Annotated in this window: 17 protein-coding genes and 1 tRNA gene; 12 read left to right on the top strand and 6 right to left on the bottom strand. The window is 31.9% G+C overall.

Features of this window, described 5'->3' with window-relative positions; genetic code table 11:
* Window position 1: 1 nt before the first annotated feature.
* Window positions 2–679 carry a LysE family translocator gene (locus tag AC1RRQ_RS14875; protein WP_493023818.1) on the top strand — a complete coding sequence of 226 codons (678 nt, stop codon included), beginning with the start codon at window positions 2–4 and terminating at the stop codon, window positions 677–679.
* A 286-nt stretch (window positions 680–965) separates the two neighbouring features.
* Here AC1RRQ_RS14875 and AC1RRQ_RS14870 read toward each other — a convergent pair.
* The 4 genes from AC1RRQ_RS14870 to AC1RRQ_RS14855 form a co-directional block, all read right to left on the bottom strand.
* Window positions 966–1,036 (bottom strand) — tRNA-Cys (locus AC1RRQ_RS14870).
* Window positions 1,037–1,130: 94 nt separating this feature from the next.
* Entirely contained in the window at window positions 1,131–1,490 is a 360-nt protein-coding gene (folB, locus tag AC1RRQ_RS14865) for a dihydroneopterin aldolase (RefSeq protein WP_493023817.1), read from the bottom strand.
* Between the two features lie 2 nt (window positions 1,491–1,492).
* Window positions 1,493–1,789 (bottom strand): hypothetical protein, encoded by a 297-nt coding sequence (locus AC1RRQ_RS14860; protein WP_493023816.1) that lies wholly within the window; start codon window positions 1,787–1,789, stop codon window positions 1,493–1,495.
* Between the two features lie 2 nt (window positions 1,790–1,791).
* The gene (locus AC1RRQ_RS14855; RefSeq protein ID WP_493023815.1) at window positions 1,792–2,010 is read right to left on the bottom strand and encodes a hypothetical protein; all 219 of its coding nucleotides are present in this window, start codon (window positions 2,008–2,010) and stop codon (window positions 1,792–1,794) included.
* A 142-nt stretch (window positions 2,011–2,152) separates the two neighbouring features.
* On the opposite strand from AC1RRQ_RS14855, the gene AC1RRQ_RS14850 reads away from it, so the two are divergent.
* The 5 genes from AC1RRQ_RS14850 (at window position 2,153) to AC1RRQ_RS14830 (ending at window position 6,958) form a co-directional block, all read left to right on the top strand.
* On the top strand, window positions 2,153–4,270 hold the full coding sequence (locus AC1RRQ_RS14850) for a glutamine--tRNA ligase/YqeY domain fusion protein (protein WP_493023814.1): 2,118 nt from the start codon (window positions 2,153–2,155) through the stop codon (window positions 4,268–4,270).
* Window positions 4,271–5,386: 1,116 nt separating this feature from the next.
* Complete coding sequence (locus AC1RRQ_RS14845) at window positions 5,387–5,866, top strand: hypothetical protein (protein WP_493023813.1); 480 nt, start codon at window positions 5,387–5,389, stop codon at window positions 5,864–5,866.
* Window positions 5,867–5,944: 78 nt separating this feature from the next.
* Window positions 5,945–6,271, top strand: coding sequence for a YtxH domain-containing protein (locus AC1RRQ_RS14840; protein ID WP_493023812.1), 327 nt, complete (start codon window positions 5,945–5,947; stop codon window positions 6,269–6,271).
* 76 nt (window positions 6,272–6,347) lie between these two features.
* The gene (locus AC1RRQ_RS14835; protein WP_493023811.1) at window positions 6,348–6,698 is read left to right on the top strand and encodes a competence protein; all 351 of its coding nucleotides are present in this window, start codon (window positions 6,348–6,350) and stop codon (window positions 6,696–6,698) included.
* A 5-nt stretch (window positions 6,699–6,703) separates the two neighbouring features.
* A complete protein-coding gene (locus tag AC1RRQ_RS14830) occupies window positions 6,704–6,958 on the top strand; it encodes a DUF6327 family protein (protein WP_493023810.1) in 255 nt (84 codons plus the stop codon).
* Between the two features lie 19 nt (window positions 6,959–6,977).
* Here AC1RRQ_RS14830 and AC1RRQ_RS14825 read toward each other — a convergent pair whose 3' ends face one another.
* The gene (locus AC1RRQ_RS14825) at window positions 6,978–7,961 is read right to left on the bottom strand and encodes an SPFH domain-containing protein (RefSeq protein ID WP_071635742.1); all 984 of its coding nucleotides are present in this window, start codon (window positions 7,959–7,961) and stop codon (window positions 6,978–6,980) included.
* A gap of 133 nt (window positions 7,962–8,094) precedes the next feature.
* Window positions 8,095–9,600 (bottom strand): glutamate--tRNA ligase, encoded by a 1,506-nt coding sequence (gene gltX, locus AC1RRQ_RS14820; RefSeq protein ID WP_493023809.1) that lies wholly within the window; start codon window positions 9,598–9,600, stop codon window positions 8,095–8,097.
* Window positions 9,601–9,763: 163 nt separating this feature from the next.
* Here gltX and AC1RRQ_RS14815 point away from each other — a divergent pair, with 163 nt between their 5' ends.
* The 6 genes from AC1RRQ_RS14815 (at window position 9,764) to AC1RRQ_RS14790 (ending at window position 20,899) form a co-directional block, all read left to right on the top strand.
* Entirely contained in the window at window positions 9,764–13,189 is a 3,426-nt protein-coding gene (locus AC1RRQ_RS14815; protein ID WP_493023808.1) for a coiled-coil domain-containing protein, read from the top strand.
* Entirely contained in the window at window positions 13,186–13,605 is a 420-nt protein-coding gene (gene ybeY / locus AC1RRQ_RS14810) for an rRNA maturation RNase YbeY (protein WP_493023807.1), read from the top strand. Before AC1RRQ_RS14815 ends, ybeY begins: the two co-directional genes overlap by 4 nt.
* A gap of 654 nt (window positions 13,606–14,259) precedes the next feature.
* Window positions 14,260–16,131 (top strand): tRNA uridine-5-carboxymethylaminomethyl(34) synthesis enzyme MnmG, encoded by a 1,872-nt coding sequence (mnmG, locus tag AC1RRQ_RS14805; protein ID WP_493023806.1) that lies wholly within the window; start codon window positions 14,260–14,262, stop codon window positions 16,129–16,131.
* A gap of 271 nt (window positions 16,132–16,402) precedes the next feature.
* Window positions 16,403–17,251 (top strand): class I SAM-dependent methyltransferase, encoded by an 849-nt coding sequence (locus tag AC1RRQ_RS14800; RefSeq protein WP_493023805.1) that lies wholly within the window; start codon window positions 16,403–16,405, stop codon window positions 17,249–17,251.
* Window positions 17,252–17,938: 687 nt separating this feature from the next.
* Window positions 17,939–18,514 (top strand): OmpH/Skp family outer membrane protein, encoded by a 576-nt coding sequence (locus tag AC1RRQ_RS14795; protein ID WP_493023803.1) that lies wholly within the window; start codon window positions 17,939–17,941, stop codon window positions 18,512–18,514.
* A gap of 105 nt (window positions 18,515–18,619) precedes the next feature.
* Window positions 18,620–20,899 carry a helix-turn-helix domain-containing protein gene (locus AC1RRQ_RS14790; RefSeq protein WP_493023802.1) on the top strand — a complete coding sequence of 760 codons (2,280 nt, stop codon included), beginning with the start codon at window positions 18,620–18,622 and terminating at the stop codon, window positions 20,897–20,899.
* The last annotated feature ends 170 nt before the right edge of the window (window positions 20,900–21,069 follow it).

Raw genomic sequence — 21,069 nt, 5'->3', positions numbered from 1 at the left:
GATGATAAATGATATTTTGGCTGGACTGCCGTGGGGACTTTTCTTAAGTTTTATGGTAGGTCCAGTATTTTTTATACTATTAGAAACCAGTATTACAAAAGGATTCAGAGCAGCAATTGTCTTTGATTTTGGTGTAGTTCTAGGTGATATTTTTTTTATAGCAATTGCTTATTTAGGAAGTTACAGATTAATTCAGAGTTTAAAAGACAAACCTGCATTGTTTATTTTTGGCGGTATTATAATGCTGGCTTACGGTATAATTTCTTTCGTAAGATTAAGAAATGAAGAAAAGATCGATGATGAAGAAATTGATCGCGATATTATTAAAAGAAATTACGGAAGTTTATTCATAAAAGGCTTTTTACTCAACGTTATCAACATTGGTGTTTTAGGTTTTTGGTTAGCCGTAATTATTTCCGTAGGACCAAAATTAGAAATGCAAAACTCAAGAATGTTTACTTTTTTTACTTCGGTAATTATTACTTATTTAGCAGTTGACTGTCTTAAAATATTATTAGCCAAACAATTAAAATCTAAAATGACTCCAACTAATATCTTGAAAATTAAAAAAGGAATTAGTATTGTTTTAATGGTTTTTGGATTGGTGTTGATAACCCAAGGCTGGTTTCCAAAAGAAAAAGAAATGGTTAAAAACGCTTTCGAAAAGATAGAAAAGTAAGTTGTTAATAACTCAAAAAGATAAAATTAAACCTCTGAATTTCAGAGGTTTTTTTGTGTTTATAAGTCATTGCGAGGAACGAAGCAATCTCACTACTATGAGTTTACAAATGCTGATGCACCTAGTGTGATTGCTTCGTTCCTCGCAAAGACAAGACATAAAAAAAACCTTCAAAGCAATTTGAAGGTTTTTGATACATGTATCCGGATTCAAACCAATATTTTTAATTAATTTTTTCTAAAAATTAAGCACAAAAAAAAGAGACACATTTCTGTATCTCTTTTTGAGGCATCGTCCGGATTCGAACCGGAGTAGGAGCTTTTGCAGAGCCCAGCCTAGCCGCTCGGCCACGACGCCATTGCTTGAACGGATGGCAAAAGTAACTAAAATCTTTAAATTTCAAAAGTTTCATATCAACTATTTTGAAAAAATACGATTTTGGATTAAAAAATTACTTTCTAATTTCCGTCATTTTTATAGTAACTGATTCAACATCACCACCAATAGGTGGATTTATTTTAGAAACCCAAACTGTTGTTTTTTCTACTGTTAAAATCTCTGCAAGTACACGATTGTTGATTCTTTTAGCCACATGTTCTAATAAATGCGAACGAATTGCCATTTCTTCGGCCACAATTTTATTCAAATGAACATAATCTACAGTATCTAAAAGATGATCAGTTTCTGCTGATTTCTGTAAATTAGTTTTAATTTTTAAATCTACTGTATAGTCAGATCCTATTTTTCCTTCTTCAATTAAACATCCGTGGTAAGAAAAAGTGCGGATATTTTTTAGTTTAATTACTCCCATTTTTATAATTTTATTCTTGTAGTATTTGGATCTTGATAATTGGATGTTACAGCATATACAGTAACCATTTTGTTAACTTCATCAACTGTAAAATGAATGGTGTAGGGGAATTTCTTCAAAGGCAGAGTTCGAATAATATTGTATTTCTCTTCAAAAAAAGGAAAAGTATGTAAAGTTTCTACGTAATCTTGATACTCATTGAAGAATTTTGTTCCTAGTCCATTTGAAATAGATTCATAGTATTCTGAAATTTCATCTACTTCTAAATCAGCGCGTAAGAGAATATTTATTTCAAACATTATTATTTATTCCATTTAGCGTTGAGTCTTTTTTTAGATTCCTCCCAGCTGATAAAATCCTCTGGTTTGGCATTTTTTATACGATCTAGAACCATTTCTTGCTGCCATAATGGAATTTCATTCTCAACATTTTCATTTATAGAAACATCAGGAACATGTTTAAAAAAACTAATAAAAGTTTCGTAAAAATCGTCTGGAATTGTTACAGTTAATTGTCTCATAATTCTTAATATTTATGCAAAAATACTAATTAAATCAATTTCGAGTTTCAGGTTTAACGTTTCATGTTTTGCGCCACTTAAATAACTTTAAACCTGAAACCTGAAACCTTTTTTTTATCTTTGCTAAAATTACTATAAAATAATGGCATCAGAAGAGAAATCACTCAATTTTATTGAACAAATCATAGAGGAAGATTTAAAATCAGGTCTTTCACAAACTAAACTTCATTTTCGTTTTCCACCAGAACCAAATGGTTATTTACACATTGGGCACGCGAGTTCTATTGCGTTAAACTTTGGTTTAGGAATTGATTATCAATCACCTGTAAACTTACGTTTCGATGATACAAACCCAGAAAAAGAAGAGCAGGAATTTGTTGACGCTATTAAAAAGGATGTAGAATGGCTGGGTTACAAATGGGCCGAAGAACGTTACGCATCTGATTATTTCCAGCAATTATACGATTGGGCAGTTTTATTAATTAAAAAAGATAAAGCGTATGTTGACAGCCAGTCTTCTGAAGATATGGCGATTCAAAAAGGAACTCCGTCTACAACCGGAACGGACAGCCCATACAGAAATCGTTCTGTTGAAGAAAACTTAGATTTATTCGAAAGAATGAAAAACGGTGAATTTGAGGCTGGTACACATATTCTTCGTGCGAAAATTGACATGAAATCAACAAACATGTTGATGCGTGACCCTATCATGTACAGGATTTTACACAAACATCACCATAGAACCGGGGATGCCTGGAAAATATATCCAATGTACGACTGGGCACACGGGCAAAGTGATTACTTAGAGGAGATTTCACACTCGTTTTGTACGCTGGAATTTTTGCCTCACCGTGAATTATACGATTGGTTTTTAGATCAAATTTTAGAGGATAATAAATTGCGTCCAAAGCAAAGAGAATTTGCTAGACGTAACTTATCACATACTGTTGTTAGTAAAAGAAAATTACAGCAACTAGTTAAAGAAAAGCATGTTAATGGTTGGGATGATCCTAGAATGTCAACAATTTCAGGATTAAGAAGACGTGGTTATACAGCTGCATCTTTACGTAATTTTGCCAATACAATAGGTATTGCAAAACGTGATAATTTGATCAATGTATCGGTTTTAGAGTTTTGTATTCGTGAAGATTTAAACAAAATTGCACCTCGTGTAATGGCTGTTTTAGATCCTGTAAAACTGGTAATTACCAATTATCCGGAAGGAAAAGAGGAGTGGTTGGAAGCCGAAAATAATCAGGAAGATGAAAATGCAGGTTTCAGAAAAGTACCTTTTTCTCGTGAATTATACATCGAAAGAGAAGACTTTTTAGAAGAAGCTCCAGCTAAGTTTTTCCGTTTGACTTTAGGAAAAGAAGTGCGTCTTAAAAATGCTTATATTATTAAAGGTGAATCTGTTATAAAAGATTCAGAAGGTAATATTACAGAGATTCACGTAACATACGACACTGATTCTTTAAGCGGAAGCGGAACTGAAGCAAGCCAAAGAAAAGTATCTGGAACATTGCATTGGGTTTCAATCCAGCATGCTCTTGAAGCCGAAGTTCGTTTGTACGATCGTTTGTTTACAGATGAAGCTCCGGACAGTTATAAAGAGAAAAATTTCTTAGATTTTGTGAATCCAAATTCATTAGAAATTGTAACCGGATTTGTTGAACCAAGTTTATCAACAGTTCAAAATGAAGACAAATTTCAGTTTCAACGTTTAGGTTATTTTACTGTTGATAAAGACTCAACTGCTTCAAAATTAGTATTTAACAAAACTGTTGGACTTAAAGATGCCTGGGAAGAAAAAGGTAAAAAAGAAGAAAATAATCTGAATAATTCTTTAAAAGAAATCAACAAATATTTTAAAGTTGAGACTAAACCAGAACGTATTGCAATTGAAAGTGCAATAGGGGAGAACATCAAAAATGTGTCTAGTTTTTCACTTTTACAAAATTCATTAAAGAAGAATATCAACAATAATAAAGCTTCATTGTTATTTTCTCAGTTTATTTTGAAATATTCAAGCTGGAAATCTTCAGATTTTGAAGAAGATGATGTAAAAAAATTATATTCAATGTCTTTAAAAAGTGAATCAACTTATGTTAGATCAAAAGCACTTTTAAATTTAAGAGATATTGAAAATGAAAGTTTCAAAAATCAATTTGATGACGAAATTTTGAAATTATATTCAAATCCTTCAAAAAATGCATCAGAAAGAGAAATTGAAATTCTTGCTGAGATGGTAAGGAAATAAAATAATTATAATCTATGAAAAAGCGCTTTTTAAAAGCGCTTTTTTATTATATATACAATCTATTGTTTCTGTAAAATTATAAATTTTATAGATTAAAAACGGCTTTCATAAATTGATTTTAAGCTATTTTTTTAATTCTTTTAAGTCATTTATCCTATTTTAAAAGATCGTTTAAAATTTGTTTTTATTTTCATTTTCGACTTTTTTTTGCCCAATTTTAGAAATTTTAGCCGATTTTAATTTCAAAGAATTGATTTTTCATTTTTGAATTTTTGTTTGAGTATGAATTTGATTAAATATAAATTTAATTGATTTTAATTTTATAATTAATAGTTTAGTTATATTATTTATAAAATCGATTTATTTTAATTTTTTGATAAATTTTACTAATTAAAAGTGACTTTCATAAATTAATTTTAAAGCAGTTTTTTATTTTTTGTATCTGTTGAATCCTAAATTTTAAAATGGTTTTTTAAAAGTCTTTAATTTAAGTTTTGCTATTTTTTAGTTATTTTTCATTTTCACAAGAACAAATTTTGCCTTTTTTAAATATTATTTTTAATTATATGAAATATATTTTCATTAATTTTAATTATTATTTATATAATCTATTATAAATTAATTTTTAATAGTCAAGTTATATTGATTTTAACCTTCATAAATTGATTTTAAAGCTGTTTTTTATTCTTGTTGATAGATAACTCGTTTTTTGAATTATTGTTTATTTATAGTCTTAATTTTAAGTTTAGCTGTTATTTTTGTCAGTTTAACGGGTTATTAACATACAATTGTTTATAAAGTTGTTATTTTTATCACTATACCAAAAGTCAGAGATGATTTTATAAAAATTAATATTTCCGAGTAGATTCTAAATTGAATTTCTTTAAACTAAAAAAGACGTTTTTTTAGCTTAAGATTATTTCTAATTTGAATTCTAAAAAAGACAAATTTTATGTTCTAATTTTTATTGTGATTTAGTTTTGATAATATTTCGCGTAAAAGGTATTTTTCAAATTAGGTTGTAATAATGAAATTTCCATAGCATTAGTTTTAGGTTATTATTGTTTTTGTATTTCAATCTGACAAATTTTAATATTAAACTTAAAAATCAATATCATGAAAATTTTATATTTTACGCTGGCGATGTTATTTGCAAATATTGCAATTTCTCAAACACATCAAATTACAAAACACAACGGAGAACAACTTGATGTTAATTTCATTAAAAACGAAAATGGTTTAATTTATTATTCATTAGAGGGAAGTTCTGAAGAAGTAAAAATTAGCAAATATGCTGTTTCTCAAATCACTAATAAACAATCAAAACAAACTCAGAAAATTTCTGATAAAATAATAGTAGATTCAAAAGACGATTATAAAATGGTAACTGTTCTGCCTCACGAAAAGACAATAGGACTGAAGCAAGCAGCCAGCTTTACAGGAGTCTCGACAAGGACAAAAGGTGAACCGCCAATTGCAAACCAAAATCAAACTGCAATGAGAATCAAAACTAAGTCAGCTTCAAGCGGTTATCCTTTTGTAAGCATTGTTCAAAAAGCTGATGGAAAGTATGAAGCAGTTGCTTATGCATATTAAGTTTAGGTAAATTAGTTTTTGTCAGTAATTTATTATTCAAAAAAGAGTATCTTTATTAATCACTTAAATAAGAATATTATGTCAAATAATTCAAAGACAATTGCAGCAATTTTAGCTGGTGCTGCAGTAGGAGCGGCAATCGGAATTTTATTTGCTCCAGATAAAGGATCTAAAACTCGTGCTAAAATTAAAGAAGGTATTGATGATGCAAAACATAATTTGAAGGATTCTTTTGAAGCAAGTTCTGAGGTTCTTCGTGAAAAATTTTCGAGTGCAACACAAAATCTTGACGGAACATTAAATGATTTACTTTCAAATGTAAGTCATAAAACAGAAGAAGTGATCACTTTTTTAGAAACTAAATTGGCTGATTTAAAAGCTCAAAACGCTAAACTTCAAAAATAATATCTATACAAAAAGTGCATAACCTGCTTATTTTATAAGTGGGTTTTGTGCTTTTTTTTATTTTAAAAAATTAATTATGGCATTTGAAGAGTTAAGAGAGAACACTGAAAAAATTCAGGATCAAACTAAAGTTTACATAGACAGTCATTTAGCATACTATAAACTTTGGGGTTTTAAAGTGGCAATGAAATCAACAACTTTAATATTGAAGTTTATTTTAATATTATTATGTTTTAGTATGGTTTTACTTTTTGGATCTTTTGCTGCAGCCTACGCTTTTGGATCTTTATTTGAAAGTACCGCTTTGGGATTTTTGGCAGTAGGAGGGATCTATCTTTTGTTTACAATTTTACTTTTCTTTATTAAAGATAAGATTGTAGAAGGTCCGATTTTAGAAAAGTTTTCAGAAATATTTTTTAATGATTAAGAATTATGGAAAAGAAAAAATACTCCTCTTATGCTGAAATAGACAGGGATTTGGAAGTTCTAAAACTAGAAAAAGAGATTAATTATCAGAAATTAATTTTAAGTTTTCAGAAAACTAAAGAAAGCATAACACCGCAAAATATAGTAAACGGATTTGTTTCATCGTATACAGATTACTTTTCAAATTCATATGTAAAAATAATTCAGACCATTTTACCATACGTAATTGGTTGGTTTATAAATAAAAAAAGAGGCGATTAAGCCTCTTTTTCGTTTAAAATTATATTTGAACATCTGGTTGAATGTCGTCTTCGTAACCAGATTGAGGCTGAATTGGTTTTGGTTTCTCTACTTTTTTATTGTGCTTTTTCATCATTTCACCAACTTGGTTTGATGCTGAAAATGAAGCAACCATATTGTTTAACATGTCACTTCCGGCTTGTGGAGAATTTGGCAGCAATATTAAATTAGAATTAGCATCAGCTCCAATTGCTTGTAAAGTATCATAATGTTGTGTAACCACAATTAGGGCAGAAGCTTCCTGAGAATTAATACCAACATTGTTTAAAACTTCAACACTTTCTACAAGACCTCTTGCAATTTCACGACGTTGATCTGCAATACCTTGACCTTGTAAACGTTTACTTTCAGCTTCGGCTTTTGCTTTTGCCACAATTCTAATCCTTGAACTTTCAGCTTCAAATTCGGCAGCTGTTTTTTCTCTGTCAGCAGCGTTAATTCTGTTCATTGCATTTTTTACCTGAATGTCCGGGTCAATATCAGTAACTAATGTATTGATGATATCATAACCGTAAGTAGTCATTGCTTCATTCAATTCTCTTTTTACTGCAATTGCGATATCGTCTTTTCTTTCAAAAACATCATCTAATTTTAGTTTAGGAACTTCGGCACGAACTACGTCAAATACATACGCCGTAATCTGATCGTGTGGATATTCTAGTTTGTAAAAGGCATCGTAAACTTTGTCCTGGATAACTTTAAACTGTACCGAAACTTTCATTTTAATGAAAACATTGTCTCTTGTTTTGGTTTCGATGATAACATCTAACTGTTGAATTTTAAGATTTACACGTCCGGCCAATCTATCAACCAAAGGAATTTTTAACTGTAATCCTGAATTTCTAACACTATGAAATTTACCAAATCTTTCTATAATTACAGAACTTTGTTGTTTTACTGTAAAGAAAGAAGACATGAAAATAAAGAATGCTAGTACTAATAAGATAATAAATGCTGTACTCATGGTTATAAGGTTTATATTTTTGATTCTGGTAAATTACGAAAATTCCTCTAAATTAAAATTTTAAAACATTAAAAAAACGCTAAGAACATTTGGTAGATGTTTCTTAGCGTTTCTATTTTGAATTGAATTTTAATTATAATGTTTCAATTGCTTTGTGAATTCTCGAAATAGTTTCTTCTTTCCCAATGATTTCAACAATGTCAAATAGGTGAGGACCTTTAAGAGCTCCAACCAAACTTAAACGGAAAGGCTGCATCACTTTACCCATTCCAATTTCGTTTTTAGTTAACCAATCTTTTACGATAGTTTCAATATTTGCAGAAGTAAAATCTTCTATATTTTCAAGAACCGAAATTAATTCCTGCATTAAAGCCGGAGTTTCTTCCTTCCAGTTTTTGCTTGCTTTTTCATCATAAGATGTTGGAGCCTGGAAAAAGAAATCAGTTAAATCCCAAAATTCTGAAACAAAATTAGCACGTTCTTTTACTAATGAAACGATTTTTGTTGTCACTTCGAGCGGAGTCGAGAAGCCTTTTTCTTCTAAAATAGGAGAGAAGCTCTTTGCTAAATCGGCATCATTTTGTTGAATTAAATGCTGGTGATTGAACCATTTGTTCTTTTCAGGATCAAATTTTGCTCCTGCTTTATGAACTCTGTTCAAGTCAAAAGCTTCTACTAATTCTTCTAAAGAATATAATTCTTTATCCGTTCCATCATTCCAGCCTAACAAAGCAAGGAAGTTTACAACTGCTTCAGGGAAAAATCCTTTCTCTCTATAACCAGATGAAACGCCTTCTTCAGTTTTCCATTCTAATGGAAACACAGGAAATCCTAATTTATCACCATCTCTTTTAGATAATTTTCCGTTTCCAACAGGTTTCAAAATCAAAGGTAAATGTGCAAATTCCGGAGCATCCCAGCCAAAAGCTCTATATAATAAAACATGAAGAGGCATAGATGGCAGCCATTCTTCACCACGAATTACATGCGAAGTTTCCATCAAATGATCATCCACAATATTGGCTAAATGATACGTTGGCATTCCGTCACTTTTAAACAATACTTTGTCATCAAGTAAATTGGTTTCAAACTTAACATCACCACGAATGATATCTTTTAAATGTAAAGTTTCATCAACCGGAGTTTTAAAACGAATCACATAATGTTCTCCATTAGCAATTCTTTTAGAAACTTCCTCAGCAGAAATTACTAAAGATGTATCTAACTTTTCACGGTTATGATGATTGTAAATAAATGTTTTTCCTTCTGCTTCATGTTGTTTTCTGTGTGCATCTAAAGCTTCAGGAGTATCAAAAGCATAATATGCCCAGTCTGAATTGATCAGCTGATCTGCATATTTTTGGTATAAATCCTTACGATCACTTTGTCTGTATGGACCAAATTTTTCATTTTTTCCAACCGTTTCTTCAGGAGAAATTCCTAACCATTCCAGCGCTTCCATAATATAAGCTTCGGCACCTGGAACAAAACGAGTCTGATCTGTATCTTCAATTCTCAGATAAAAAACACCGTTATGTTTTTTTGCAAATAAATAATTAAATAGGGCAGTACGAACTCCGCCAATATGTAATGGTCCAGTCGGACTTGGTGCAAAACGCACTCGAACTTGCTTTGACATTTGTATAAATTTTGATGCAAAGATACGTTTTATGATTTTAGATTTCAGAATGTTGATTTTAGATTTTTACTCTTAGAACCTTAGCATCTAAGTAACTTAGAATCTTAAAAAGGTATTATTATAATTACTACTTTTATGGGTTATAATTAAAAGAGATTTTATTTTGAAAACATCATCTGCAATATATCAGAAGTTAGAAGGATTTATAAAGAAATATTATATGAATGAATTGATAAAAGGAGCACTTCTTTTTATCGGATTCGGACTTTTGTATTTCCTGTTTACGCTTTTTATAGAGTATTTTCTTTGGCTGAAACCATTAGGAAGAACTCTTTTATTCTGGATATTTATTGCAGTAGAAGTTTTTCTATTGTTTCGTTTTATCTTATTTCCAATTTTTAAGTTGTTCAAACTTCAAAAAGGAATCGATTATAATCAGGCTTCGGCCATTATTGGGAATCATTTTACAGAGGTAAGTGATAAACTAACGAACTTTTTACAGCTTTCTTCAAACGAGAATTCGGCTGAAAGTTCAGAATTAATGTTGGCTTCGATTGAACAAAAAGCAAATTCATTGCAGCCAATTCCGTTTGGAAATGCCATCAATTACAAATCAAATAAAAAGTATTTGCCATTAGCTTTAATTCCGGTTTTGCTTTTTGCAGTGTTTTTTGTTTCAGGAAACAGCAATATAATATCTCAGAGTTTTAATAGAGTGGTACATTTTAATGCTTCGTTTTTACCACCGGCACCTTTCAAATTTGTGGTTTTAAATAACAATCTGCAGACAGAACAAAACAAAGATTTTATTGTAAAATTAGAAACTGAGGGAAACGTTGTTCCGGAAAATGTCATGATTCATATTGGTAATGAAAGTTATTTTATGGAATCTTCTCAAACTGGAAAGTTCGAATTTAAGATTGAAAAACCAACAACAGATGTTCCATTTTCTTTTGAAGGAAATTCAGTTTCATCAAATGAATATGAATTAAAAGTTATTACAGTTCCATCAATTGCCAACTTCGAAATGGTTTTGAATTTCCCATCTTACTTAAAAAAGAAATCAGAAACGATTCAAGGAACCGGAAATGCAATCGTACCAGAAGGAACAATTGTAACCTGGAAAATGAAAACGCAATCCACTCAAGAGGTAGTTTGGAAAGATGAAAACTCGTTTTTTAAGTTTAATAAAGCCGAAAATGAGTTTAAATTGGCTAAAAACATCAGTCAAAATACAGAATATCAAATTCTTACTTCGAATAATAAGGTTAAAAACTACGAGAAATTAGACTATCAGCTGTCAGTTATCAAAGATCAGCACCCAACAATTACAGTTTCGCCAGCTCCGGATAGTTTAAAGTTAGATAAGAATTATGTTTTAGGAAGACTAGGAGATGACTATGGTTTATCAAAATTACAGATTGTTTATTACGAACATGGAAAACCTCAAACGGCAAAGCGTGGAACTATTCCTGTAAAGCAGGCCGTATTCGATCAGTTTGTTTTTAACTTCCCAAGTAATCTTGCAGTAGAAGAAGGAGTATCTTATGAATACTATTTTGAAGTTTTTGATAACGATGCATTACATGGATTTAAGAGTACAAAGTCTTCTACATTTTCAGATAGAGTTTCTACTACAGATGAAATTCAGGATGCAGAATTACAACAGCAAAATGCTAATATTAATAGTTTATCTAAATCATTAAAGAATCAGGAAAAGCAATTTTCTGAAATGGATAAACTTAAAAATACCGGAAAAGAAAAAGACAATTTAGAGTTTAAAGATCAGCAAAAGATTAATGATTTTATCAAACGTCAGAAACAACAAGACGAAATGATGAAACAGTTTGCTGAAAAAATGAATAAGAATTTAGATAAATTTCAATCTGAAAAGAAAGATAAAACAGCCGATGATTTACAAAAGCGTTTAGATAATGCCGAGAAAGATTTAGAGAAAAATCAAAAATTGATGGATGAGTTAAAGAACCTAAACGATAAATTAAACAGCGAAGAGTTGTTTGATAAAATGGATAAGTTCAAACAAATTAGTAAAAATCAATCTCGTAATTTAGAACAATTAGTTGAATTAACGAAACGTTTTTATGTAGAAAAGAAAGCAGAACAAGTTGCAGAAAAGCTAAATAAGTTAGCCGAAAAACAAGAACAGCTTTCTAATAAAGACAGTGAAAATACAAAAGAGAAGCAGGACGATATCAATAAAGCATTTGATAAAATTCAGGAAGACCTTAAAGATTTGAAACAAGAAAACAATAGTTTGAAATCTCCTTTGGATATTCCTAAAGATGCTTCTAAAGAAAAAGATGTAGAAAATGATTTGAATAAAGCTTCGGAAGAATTAAATAAAAAGAATACTTCTTCGGCTAAGCCAAAACAAAAAAGCGCTTCTAAGAAAATGAAGTCCATGGCAGAGCAAATGAGTTCGAGTATGGAAGGTGGAGAACAAGAACAATTAGAAGAAGATGTTGCCATGCTTCGTCAAATATTGGATAACCTTTTAGCTTTCTCATTATCTCAGGAAGATGTAATGAAACAATTTAAATCGATGAAATTAGGTTCTTCTGCTTATACGAAGAACATAAAAATTCAACAGAATTTAAAACAACAGTTCCGTCATGTCGATGATAGTTTGTTTGCAATGTCTCTTAGAAATCCAAAAATTGCAGAAGATGTTACCAAAGAAATTGGAAACGTACAATATAATATGGACAAAGCAATTGAAGTTTTAACCGATGTTCAAATACCAAAAGGAGTTTCGCATCAGCAATACGCAGTTTCATCAGCAAACAAATTAGCCGATTTTTTAAGTGATCTTTTAAATAATATGCAGATGCAAATGTCTAAACCGGGAACTGGAAAACCAAAACCAGGAGACGGACAAGGGATGCAGCTTCCGGATATTATTCAAAAACAAAAAGGTTTGGCTGATAAAATGAAAGAGGGAATGAAACCTGGAGACAAACCTGGAAGTGGTCAAGATGGAAAAAGCGGAGAAGGAAAACAAGGTAAAGAGGGTCAGGGAAAACAAAGCGGTCAAGGTAAAGAAGGCAATGGAAAGGACGGAAAAGAAGGTAAAGATGGAAAGAGCGGTCAGGGTAAAAATGGACAAGGAAGCAAAGAAGGCGGAAATGGAAAGGATGGAAATGATGGTGAAGATGGAGAAGGAGATGCTGAAAAGATAATGGAGATTTACAAAGAGCAGGTTAAACTTCGTGAAGCATTACAAAAAGAGTTAGCAAAAAAAGGATTAGACTCACAAGGTAAATCTGTAATAGATCAGATGAAAGCTTCAGAAAAGCAGATTTTAAATAAAGGATTTAAGAATGAGAACTTACAGAGAATTTTAAATATTCAGCAGGAATTATTAAAATTAAACAATGCAGTTCAGGAACAAGGCCAAGATACGAAGCGTCAATCTGAAACAAATAAGGCTGAATTTTCTAATCGTTCAAATGCTTTACCAAGTTCATTAACTGAATATTTAAACAGTGTAGAGATTTTAAATAGACAATCGCTACCTTTGCGCTCGAATTTTAATCAAAAGGTTCAAGAATATTTTAATACAAAATGATAAACTTTAATTACGAAACCGAATTTTCTTTAGACAATGAACAAGCTTTTACAGATTGGTTAAGCGCTGTTATTGTTTCTGAAGAGAAGACAGAAGGAGAAATAAATTATATTTTTTGTGATGATGAATACCTGCATAAAATAAATGTAGAATATTTAGACCACGATACACTGACAGATATTATCAGTTTTGATTACACTGTTGGTAACCAATTAAACGGAGATATTTTTGTTTCTGTTGAAAGGGTAGAGGATAACGCAAAAGATTTTAATGTTTCTTTTGAAGAAGAATTGAAACGTGTTCTTGCTCACGGTATATTACATTACTGTGGATACAAAGATAAAAGTGATGCAGATGCAGAACTTATGCGTTCAAAAGAAGATGAAAAGATTGCAATGTTTCACGTGAAACAGTAATTAAACATCTAAAAAAAATCTAATATGTTTCACGTGAAACATATATTTAAAGAAATGATTTTTATGTTCCACGTGAAACGTTTTCGAAAACTTATTTAAAAGGATAAATTTAGTTCCACGTGGAATATATAAAAAGTAATTCAGAATTTAAATTTTGACACCAATTCGTTCCACGTGAAACAGTTGTTGAAAAAGAATTTTTAAGGTTTGAATTTTTGAAGAGACAAGAAATTGTTGTTCCACGTGAAACAGTGTGTATATAGATATGTTTGAGTAACGCAAAACTGAAAAAGGAATTTTGATATTTCGTTCCACGTGAAACATGTTTTTTAGGTTTTGATATTTGAGTTTTTTGGGATTTAATCGTTTCGGGGTTTGAAGTTTTGGTTTAACGAGAGTTTTTGAAATTGAGGATCTACATCTGGAAGTTTTTATTTTGGTTCCACGTGGAATCAAAATTGATTAGTCTTTGTGCTTTTCTTTTTTGAGTCGATTTCCGAGAAGAAGTTGTAAAGAGAATTGAAAGTGCTTTCAAAGCGTTCCGAAACCTGAAACTTGAAACAAAAAAGAATAACAGTTCCACGTGGAACAAAAGAAAAATAAAGTTAATTCTGAAAACCGCCTTAAACGGTTTGCAGAGAATAATAAAACAAAATGTTTTTAGAAGAATACGATGTTATTGTAGTTGGTGCTGGTCATGCTGGATCTGAAGCCGCGGCAGCGGCCGCAAATTTAGGATCTAAAACTTTATTGGTTACAATGAGTTTGCAGAACATAGCCCAGATGTCTTGCAATCCTGCAATGGGAGGAATTGCAAAAGGACAAATTGTTCGTGAGATCGATGCACTTGGTGGATACTCCGGAATTGTTTCAGATCGAACTGCAATTCAGTTTAAGATGTTGAATAAATCGAAAGGACCAGCAATGTGGTCGCCGAGAGTTCAAAGTGATCGAATGCGTTTTGCAGAAGAATGGAGAATGATGTTGGAGGGAACTCCAAATTTAGATTTTTACCAAGAAATGGTAAAAGGGCTCATTATCGAGAATGGAAAGATAAAAGGAATTAGAACTTCACTTGGAGTTGAGATTCGATCCAAATCGGTTGTGTTGACAAACGGAACTTTTTTGAACGGATTAATTCATATTGGAGAAAAACAATTTGGTGGAGGAAGAGCAGGCGAAAGTGCTGCAACCGGAATTACCGAAGATTTGATCAAAGCAGGATTTGAAGCCGGAAGAATGAAAACAGGAACACCGCCGCGAGTTGATGGTCGTTCTTTGGATTATTCGAAAATGAATGAAGAAAAAGGAGATGCAAAACCGGATAAGTTTTCTTATTCGGATTTAACCGTTCCGTTAACGCATCAAAGATCTTGTCACATGACATACACTTCGCTCGAAGTTCATGATATTTTGAGAGAAGGTTTTGATCGTTCGCCAATGTTTAATGGTAGGATAAAAAGTTTGGGTCCGAGATATTGCCCTTCGATCGAAGATAAGATTAATCGTTTTGCAGATAAAGAACGTCACCAGCTTTTTGTTGAACCGGAAGGATGGAATACTTGCGAAGTTTATGTAAACGGATTTTCGACTTCGCTTCCGGAGGATATTCAGTTTAAAGCGTTGAGTTCTGTTGCCGGTTTTGAGAAAGTGAAATTCTTTCGTCCGGGTTATGCAATCGAATATGATTATTTCCCGCCAACGCAATTGAAACATACTTTGGAAACAAAGTTGGTTGAAGGTTTATATTTTGCCGGACAGATTAACGGAACGACAGGATATGAAGAAGCTGCTTCGCAAGGTTTGATGGCTGGAATAAATGCGCATTTAAAAGTGCACGAAAAAGCGCCGTTAATTTTAAAACGTGATGAAGCGTATATTGGAGTTTTGATTGATGACTTGATTACGAAAGGAACAGAAGAGCCATATCGTATGTTTACATCGAGAGCAGAATATAGAACATTGTTGCGTCAAGACAATGCCGATTTCAGATTGACACCAATGTCATACGAAATTGGTCTTGCTTCTGAAAAACGTTTACGCCGAATGGAGCAAAAATTAAACGAGTCGGAAAAGATGGTTGCCTTCTTCAGAGAAACTAGTGTTTCGGTTGCGGAAACAAATCCAATTTTAGAAGCGAAAGAAACGGCTCCAATTACACAAGGCGATAAAATGTTTAAAGTTTTTTCTCGTCCGCAAATTGATTTGGAGGATATGCTGAAATTTGAAAAAGTAAAAGCGTATGTAGAAGAAAATAATCTGGATAAAGAAATTTTAGAACAAGCCGAAATCCAGGTGAAATATTCTGGCTATATCGAAAAGGAAAGAAATAACGCCGATAAGCTGACTCGTTTAGAAGAAGTGAAAATTCCAGAGAATTTCGATTACAATAAAATTAAATCAATGTCGATTGAAGCAAAACAAAAATTAAGCAAAATCCGACCAGTTACAATTTCTCAAGCATCAAGAATCAGCGGTGTATCACCAAGTGATATTTCAGTGCTTTTGATTTATATGGGAAGATAAAATAAGTTTGCAGTCTCAGTCTGCAGTTTTCAGTTTTTGTAATTGAGACTGAAAACTGAGACTGAAAACTAAAAATGTTCCACGTGAAACTTTTTAAAAAGTACAGTGTTGGATTATTTAGAAATAAATAAAAATCATAATCGTAGAGATGGACAGTTGTCCATCTTTTACGGTTTGATTAAAAAATAAAAAAGTAAATGTTGAGAAGAACTTTAGTTGATCTCTGCATAAATTCAAACCCGAATTCTATTAAATAACTATTAATTAAAAAATGGACGTTTTAAATAAAAAACATTTTCTTACCGTAAAAGACCATTCTGTTTCAAAAGAAATTTTCGATTTGTATTATGATGAAAATCTGGATATGCTGATAACTTCTCCGCAGCCAGATTTAGAAAATTTAGGAAGATATTACGAAAGTGAAGATTACATTTCGCATACAGATAACAAACGTTCAATTTTTGAAAAAGCATATCATTTTGTAAAAAGTATTGCTTTAAAAAATAAACTGAATTTAATTAATTCTGAACAATCTCAAAAAGGAAAAATTTTAGACATTGGTGCCGGAACCGGTGATTTTTTATTAACGGCAAAAAATGATGGTTGGGAAACAATTGGAGTAGAACCAAGCGACCGGGCAAAAAATATTGCTAAGCAAAAAGGAATTCCGTTTGTTGAAGAAATCAGCGAGCTCGAAAATAATTCTTTTGACGTCATTACGATGTGGCACGTTTTAGAACACGTTCCAAATTTAGAACTTCAAATTCAGGAATTGAAGCGATTGTTAAAACCAACTGGAACTTTAATTGTTGCGGTTCCAAATTTTAAATCGTTCGACGCAAAACATTACGGAGAATTTTGGGCAGCTTTTGATGTGCCAATTCATTTTTGGCATTTTTCTAAAAAAGCCATAAAATCACTTTTTGAAAAAGTAGATATGAAACTCGAAAAAGTTTTACCAATGAAATTTGATTCGTTTTATGTGAGTTTACTTTCTGAAAAATATAAAACCGGAAAAATGAATTTTATTAAAGCATTTTTTATTGGTTTACGTTCGAATTTAAAAGCATCGAGTACAAAAGAGTATTCGTCTCACATTTATGTCTTAAAAAACAGCTAAAACGCAAAATAAGCACGTTTAAAGTGTTTTCTAGGATAAAACGAGGGTTTGTGTTCTCTTTTTTTAGAAAAGGCTTTAAATAAAGGCTATGAAGGCCACTTTTAATAGTGATATTTTATAGTAAAATCACGCTTCATAAATAAAAACAATATCAAAAAAACAGCCGGATTTTTCGAAAATTTGAGCTGTTTTTTTGTGTTTTGAAATTTTTGATGTGATCGAAAGAAATTGAGAAAATTTTAATTTTTTCAATTTTATTTTTTTTCCATTTTTTGAAAATGATGCCGACTGCATTTTTATTTCAATTTGAGTTTTTGAAAAAAATTAAAAAGTAGAGCAATGAACTTTTTGTTTCTTCTTTTTTGTTTTTTGTTCCAATTTTTATCGGTTCGATTGTAAAGATGCATTTACCGCTCATTTTAGGCTTAAAGAGCATCCAAAACTTAAAATAAGCGCGTTTAAAGCGTTTTCTTAGGTAAAACGAGGGTTTGTATTGTCTTTTTTTAGAAGATGTCTTAAATAAAAGCTGTGAAAGCCAGTTTTGATAATGTTATTTTATGGTAAAAAAATGATCCATAAATAAAACTAATATCATAAAATTTGGGCATTTTTTAAAGTTTATGTCGATGCTATTTATTTTTTTATATTTTTGTCTTTCATACAATAAAAAAAATAGAAATTTAGAAAATGAAAAAAGCATTAGTAATTATCGCACTTTCAATTTTGGTTGTTTCGTGTAATAAAGCAACAGAAGTTAAGGAAGTAAAAACAGCTTACGTAGATACTTCAGTTTTAATGAAAGAGTACACTGAAGCAAAAGACCTTGAAGCTAAATACAAAGCTCAAGCGGAAGAAAAAGGAAGACAACTGCAAGCTGAAATTACTCGTTTTAAACAAGACGCTGCTAATTTTCAAAGTCAAGCACAAGCAAATGGACAAGCTTGGGCACAACAAAGAGGAGCTGAATTGCAAAAAAGAGAGCAGCAATTAGGTTATGCTCAACAAGCTTTATCACAGCAATTACAGCAGGAAAGTGGTGTTGAAATGGATTCTCTGGTAAGCGGAGTTAAAAAATTCATCAAAGATTACGGAAAGAAAAATGGATATTCTTATATCTACGGAACAGGTGATGCTGCTACAGTTTTATACGCTGAAGACAAGTACGATATCACTAAAGTTATTATTAAAGAATTGAACGATAAGTACAAAGCAACTCCAAAAGCAGAAGAAAAACCAGCTGCAAAAGAAGAGGCTAAAAAATAATAAACTGCCAAACTAACTAATCGAAATGAAAAACCTAAATCTCTTACAGATTTAGGTTTTTTTCTTTTATAAAAGTCCGATATTTGGGCCTTTAATACCTGCCGAATGCAAAACGTTACAGAAGCTGCAGCTTACACATTACAATTCATAAATCAAACGCAAAAATCAATCTTCCTAACCGGTAAAGCCGGTACAGGAAAAACGACTTTATTGCGCGAAATCATTGCGACTACGCACAAGAATACCGTGGTTGTAGCACCAACGGGAATCGCAGCATTAAATGCCGGCGGCGTAACAATACATTCGATGTTTCAGCTGCCATTTTCGGCATTTTTACCTACTTACGACGAAAGTTCTCAGTTTACAGAGACTGTAAAATTCGAAAATAAAGAATCGCTTCGCAGGCATTTCAAAATGAATAATGTAAAGCGAAACGTAATTCGCAATATGGAACTGCTGATCATAGACGAAGTCAGTATGCTTCGTGCTGATTTGCTGGATGCCATAGATTTTATGATGCAGACAGTACGCAGAAATACAAAAGCTTTTGGCGGTGTTCAGGTGCTTTTTATTGGCGATTTACTACAGCTGCCACCCGTAATTCGGGACGAAGAATGGCGTACATTACGCAATTATTACAAAGGAAAATTCTTCTTTCATTCGCATGTAATGCAGCATAATCCGCCGTTGTATATCGAATTATCTAAGATTTACCGCCAGAGCGATGATGTTTTTATTTCGGTATTAAACAACCTTCGAAATAATCAAATTACAAAAGAAGATATAGAGGTTTTAAACCAATACGTGCAGCCGGATTTCGACTTAAAAAACAATCCTGGTTATATCACATTAACGACCCATAACGCAAAAGCCGATGCTATAAACGAACAGGCAATCAGCGATTTATCTGGAAATGAATTTTCATTTCAGCCCTTTGTTGTGGGAGACTTTCCAGAGAAAATTTTTCCGGTTGAAGAAAATCTGAAGCTAAAAGTGGGTGCTCAGGTTATGTTTGTAAAGAACGATTTGTCTTTTGAAAAGAGATATTTTAACGGAAAAATGGGCGTAATAAAATCACTTTCGCCCGAAGAAATCTTCGTTCATTTTCCGGAAGAAAACAAAACAATTGAAGTTGAAAAGTACGAATGGAAAAACATTCGCTACAAAGTAAACGAACTCACAAAAGAGATCGAAGAAGAAGTTTTAGGAACATTTGCGCATTATCCGCTAAAATTGGCTTGGGCCATTACGGTTCATAAAAGCCAGGGATTAACTTTTGAGAAAGCAGCGCTCGATGTATCGCAAGTTTTTCTGCCCGGACAGGCCTATGTAGCATTATCACGTTTAACTTCCTTAAATGGGCTTATTTTGCTTTCTCAGATACAAATGAATGGTCTGTCGAACGATCAGGATGTAATGGACTACGCTTTGAACAAAGCAACCGAAGAAGTCTTAAAAAATTCATTGCATTTTGAAACCAAAAATTTTATTCATAACTATTTGATTAACAGTTTTAACTGGACAGATTTAGCACAAGAATGGCGCAATCATCGATTTAGTTATAATGAAAATGCCGTTGCTTCCGAAAAATCGAAGCATTCTGCCTGGGCACACAAACGTCTAGAAATTATTGACGGCCTTGTAGATCCTTCGCAGAAATTCATTCAACAGCTTAATAAAATTTTCAATAAAGAAACTGTTGATATGTATTTTGTTCAGGAAAGAGTAGAGGCGGCCTACGATTATTTCTTTAAGCCAATGGACAAATTGGTGACGGATCTTTTGAATAAAATGGCTGAAATTCAGAAATTTAAAAAAGTAAAAGAATTCTACGAAGAATTGGCTTTGCTGGATGATTTTCAGACAAAAGCCGTTTTGCGTTTGATGAAAGCCAAACTGCTTATTGAAATTGTAGTTTCCCGTGAAACAATTTCGAAAGAAAAATTAACCTCTCCGGCTATTAAAAATTATAAAACGGATAAGATTTCTAAGATCAGAGAGGAGCATAAAATGACGAATACCGACATGTTTCAGGTCGATGAGCCTGTTACGCGTTATACGGCGAGAAAAGTGGATAAAACGGAACAAAAAGGCGAAAAAAAGACCACTGTTGAAGAAACATACGAGTTGTGGCTTGCAAAAAATTCGATTGAAGATATTGCCCGAATGAGAAAACTGACTGTTCAAACGGTTGAAACACATTTGATAAAACTAATTCAGGCCAAAAAAATTGATATTTCTGATGTGCTTCCGTACGACAAAATTCTCGCACTTCGTGATGCTTTTGAGTTTTATCAGGAAGAATCCCTAAGTCCGTTAAAGGAAAAATACGGCGATGAATTTACGTGGGATGAACTTAAGATGTTCAAAGCCAGTATTAATTGATTTTAGATTTTAGATTTTAGATTTTAGATTTTAGATTTTTGAGTTTAGATTTTAGAGTTTAGAGTTTAGATTTTGTAACTTAGGTCTTTGGAATTTGGAATTTGGAATTTGGAATTTGGAATTTGGAATTTGGAATTTGGAATTTGGAATTTGGAATTTGGAATTTGGAA

This window comes from Flavobacterium sp. GW821-FHT12A05, from assembly GCF_058807735.1.
The sequence above is the reverse complement of the archived record's forward strand: the minus strand, read 5'-3'. Positions and strand labels throughout refer to the sequence as shown.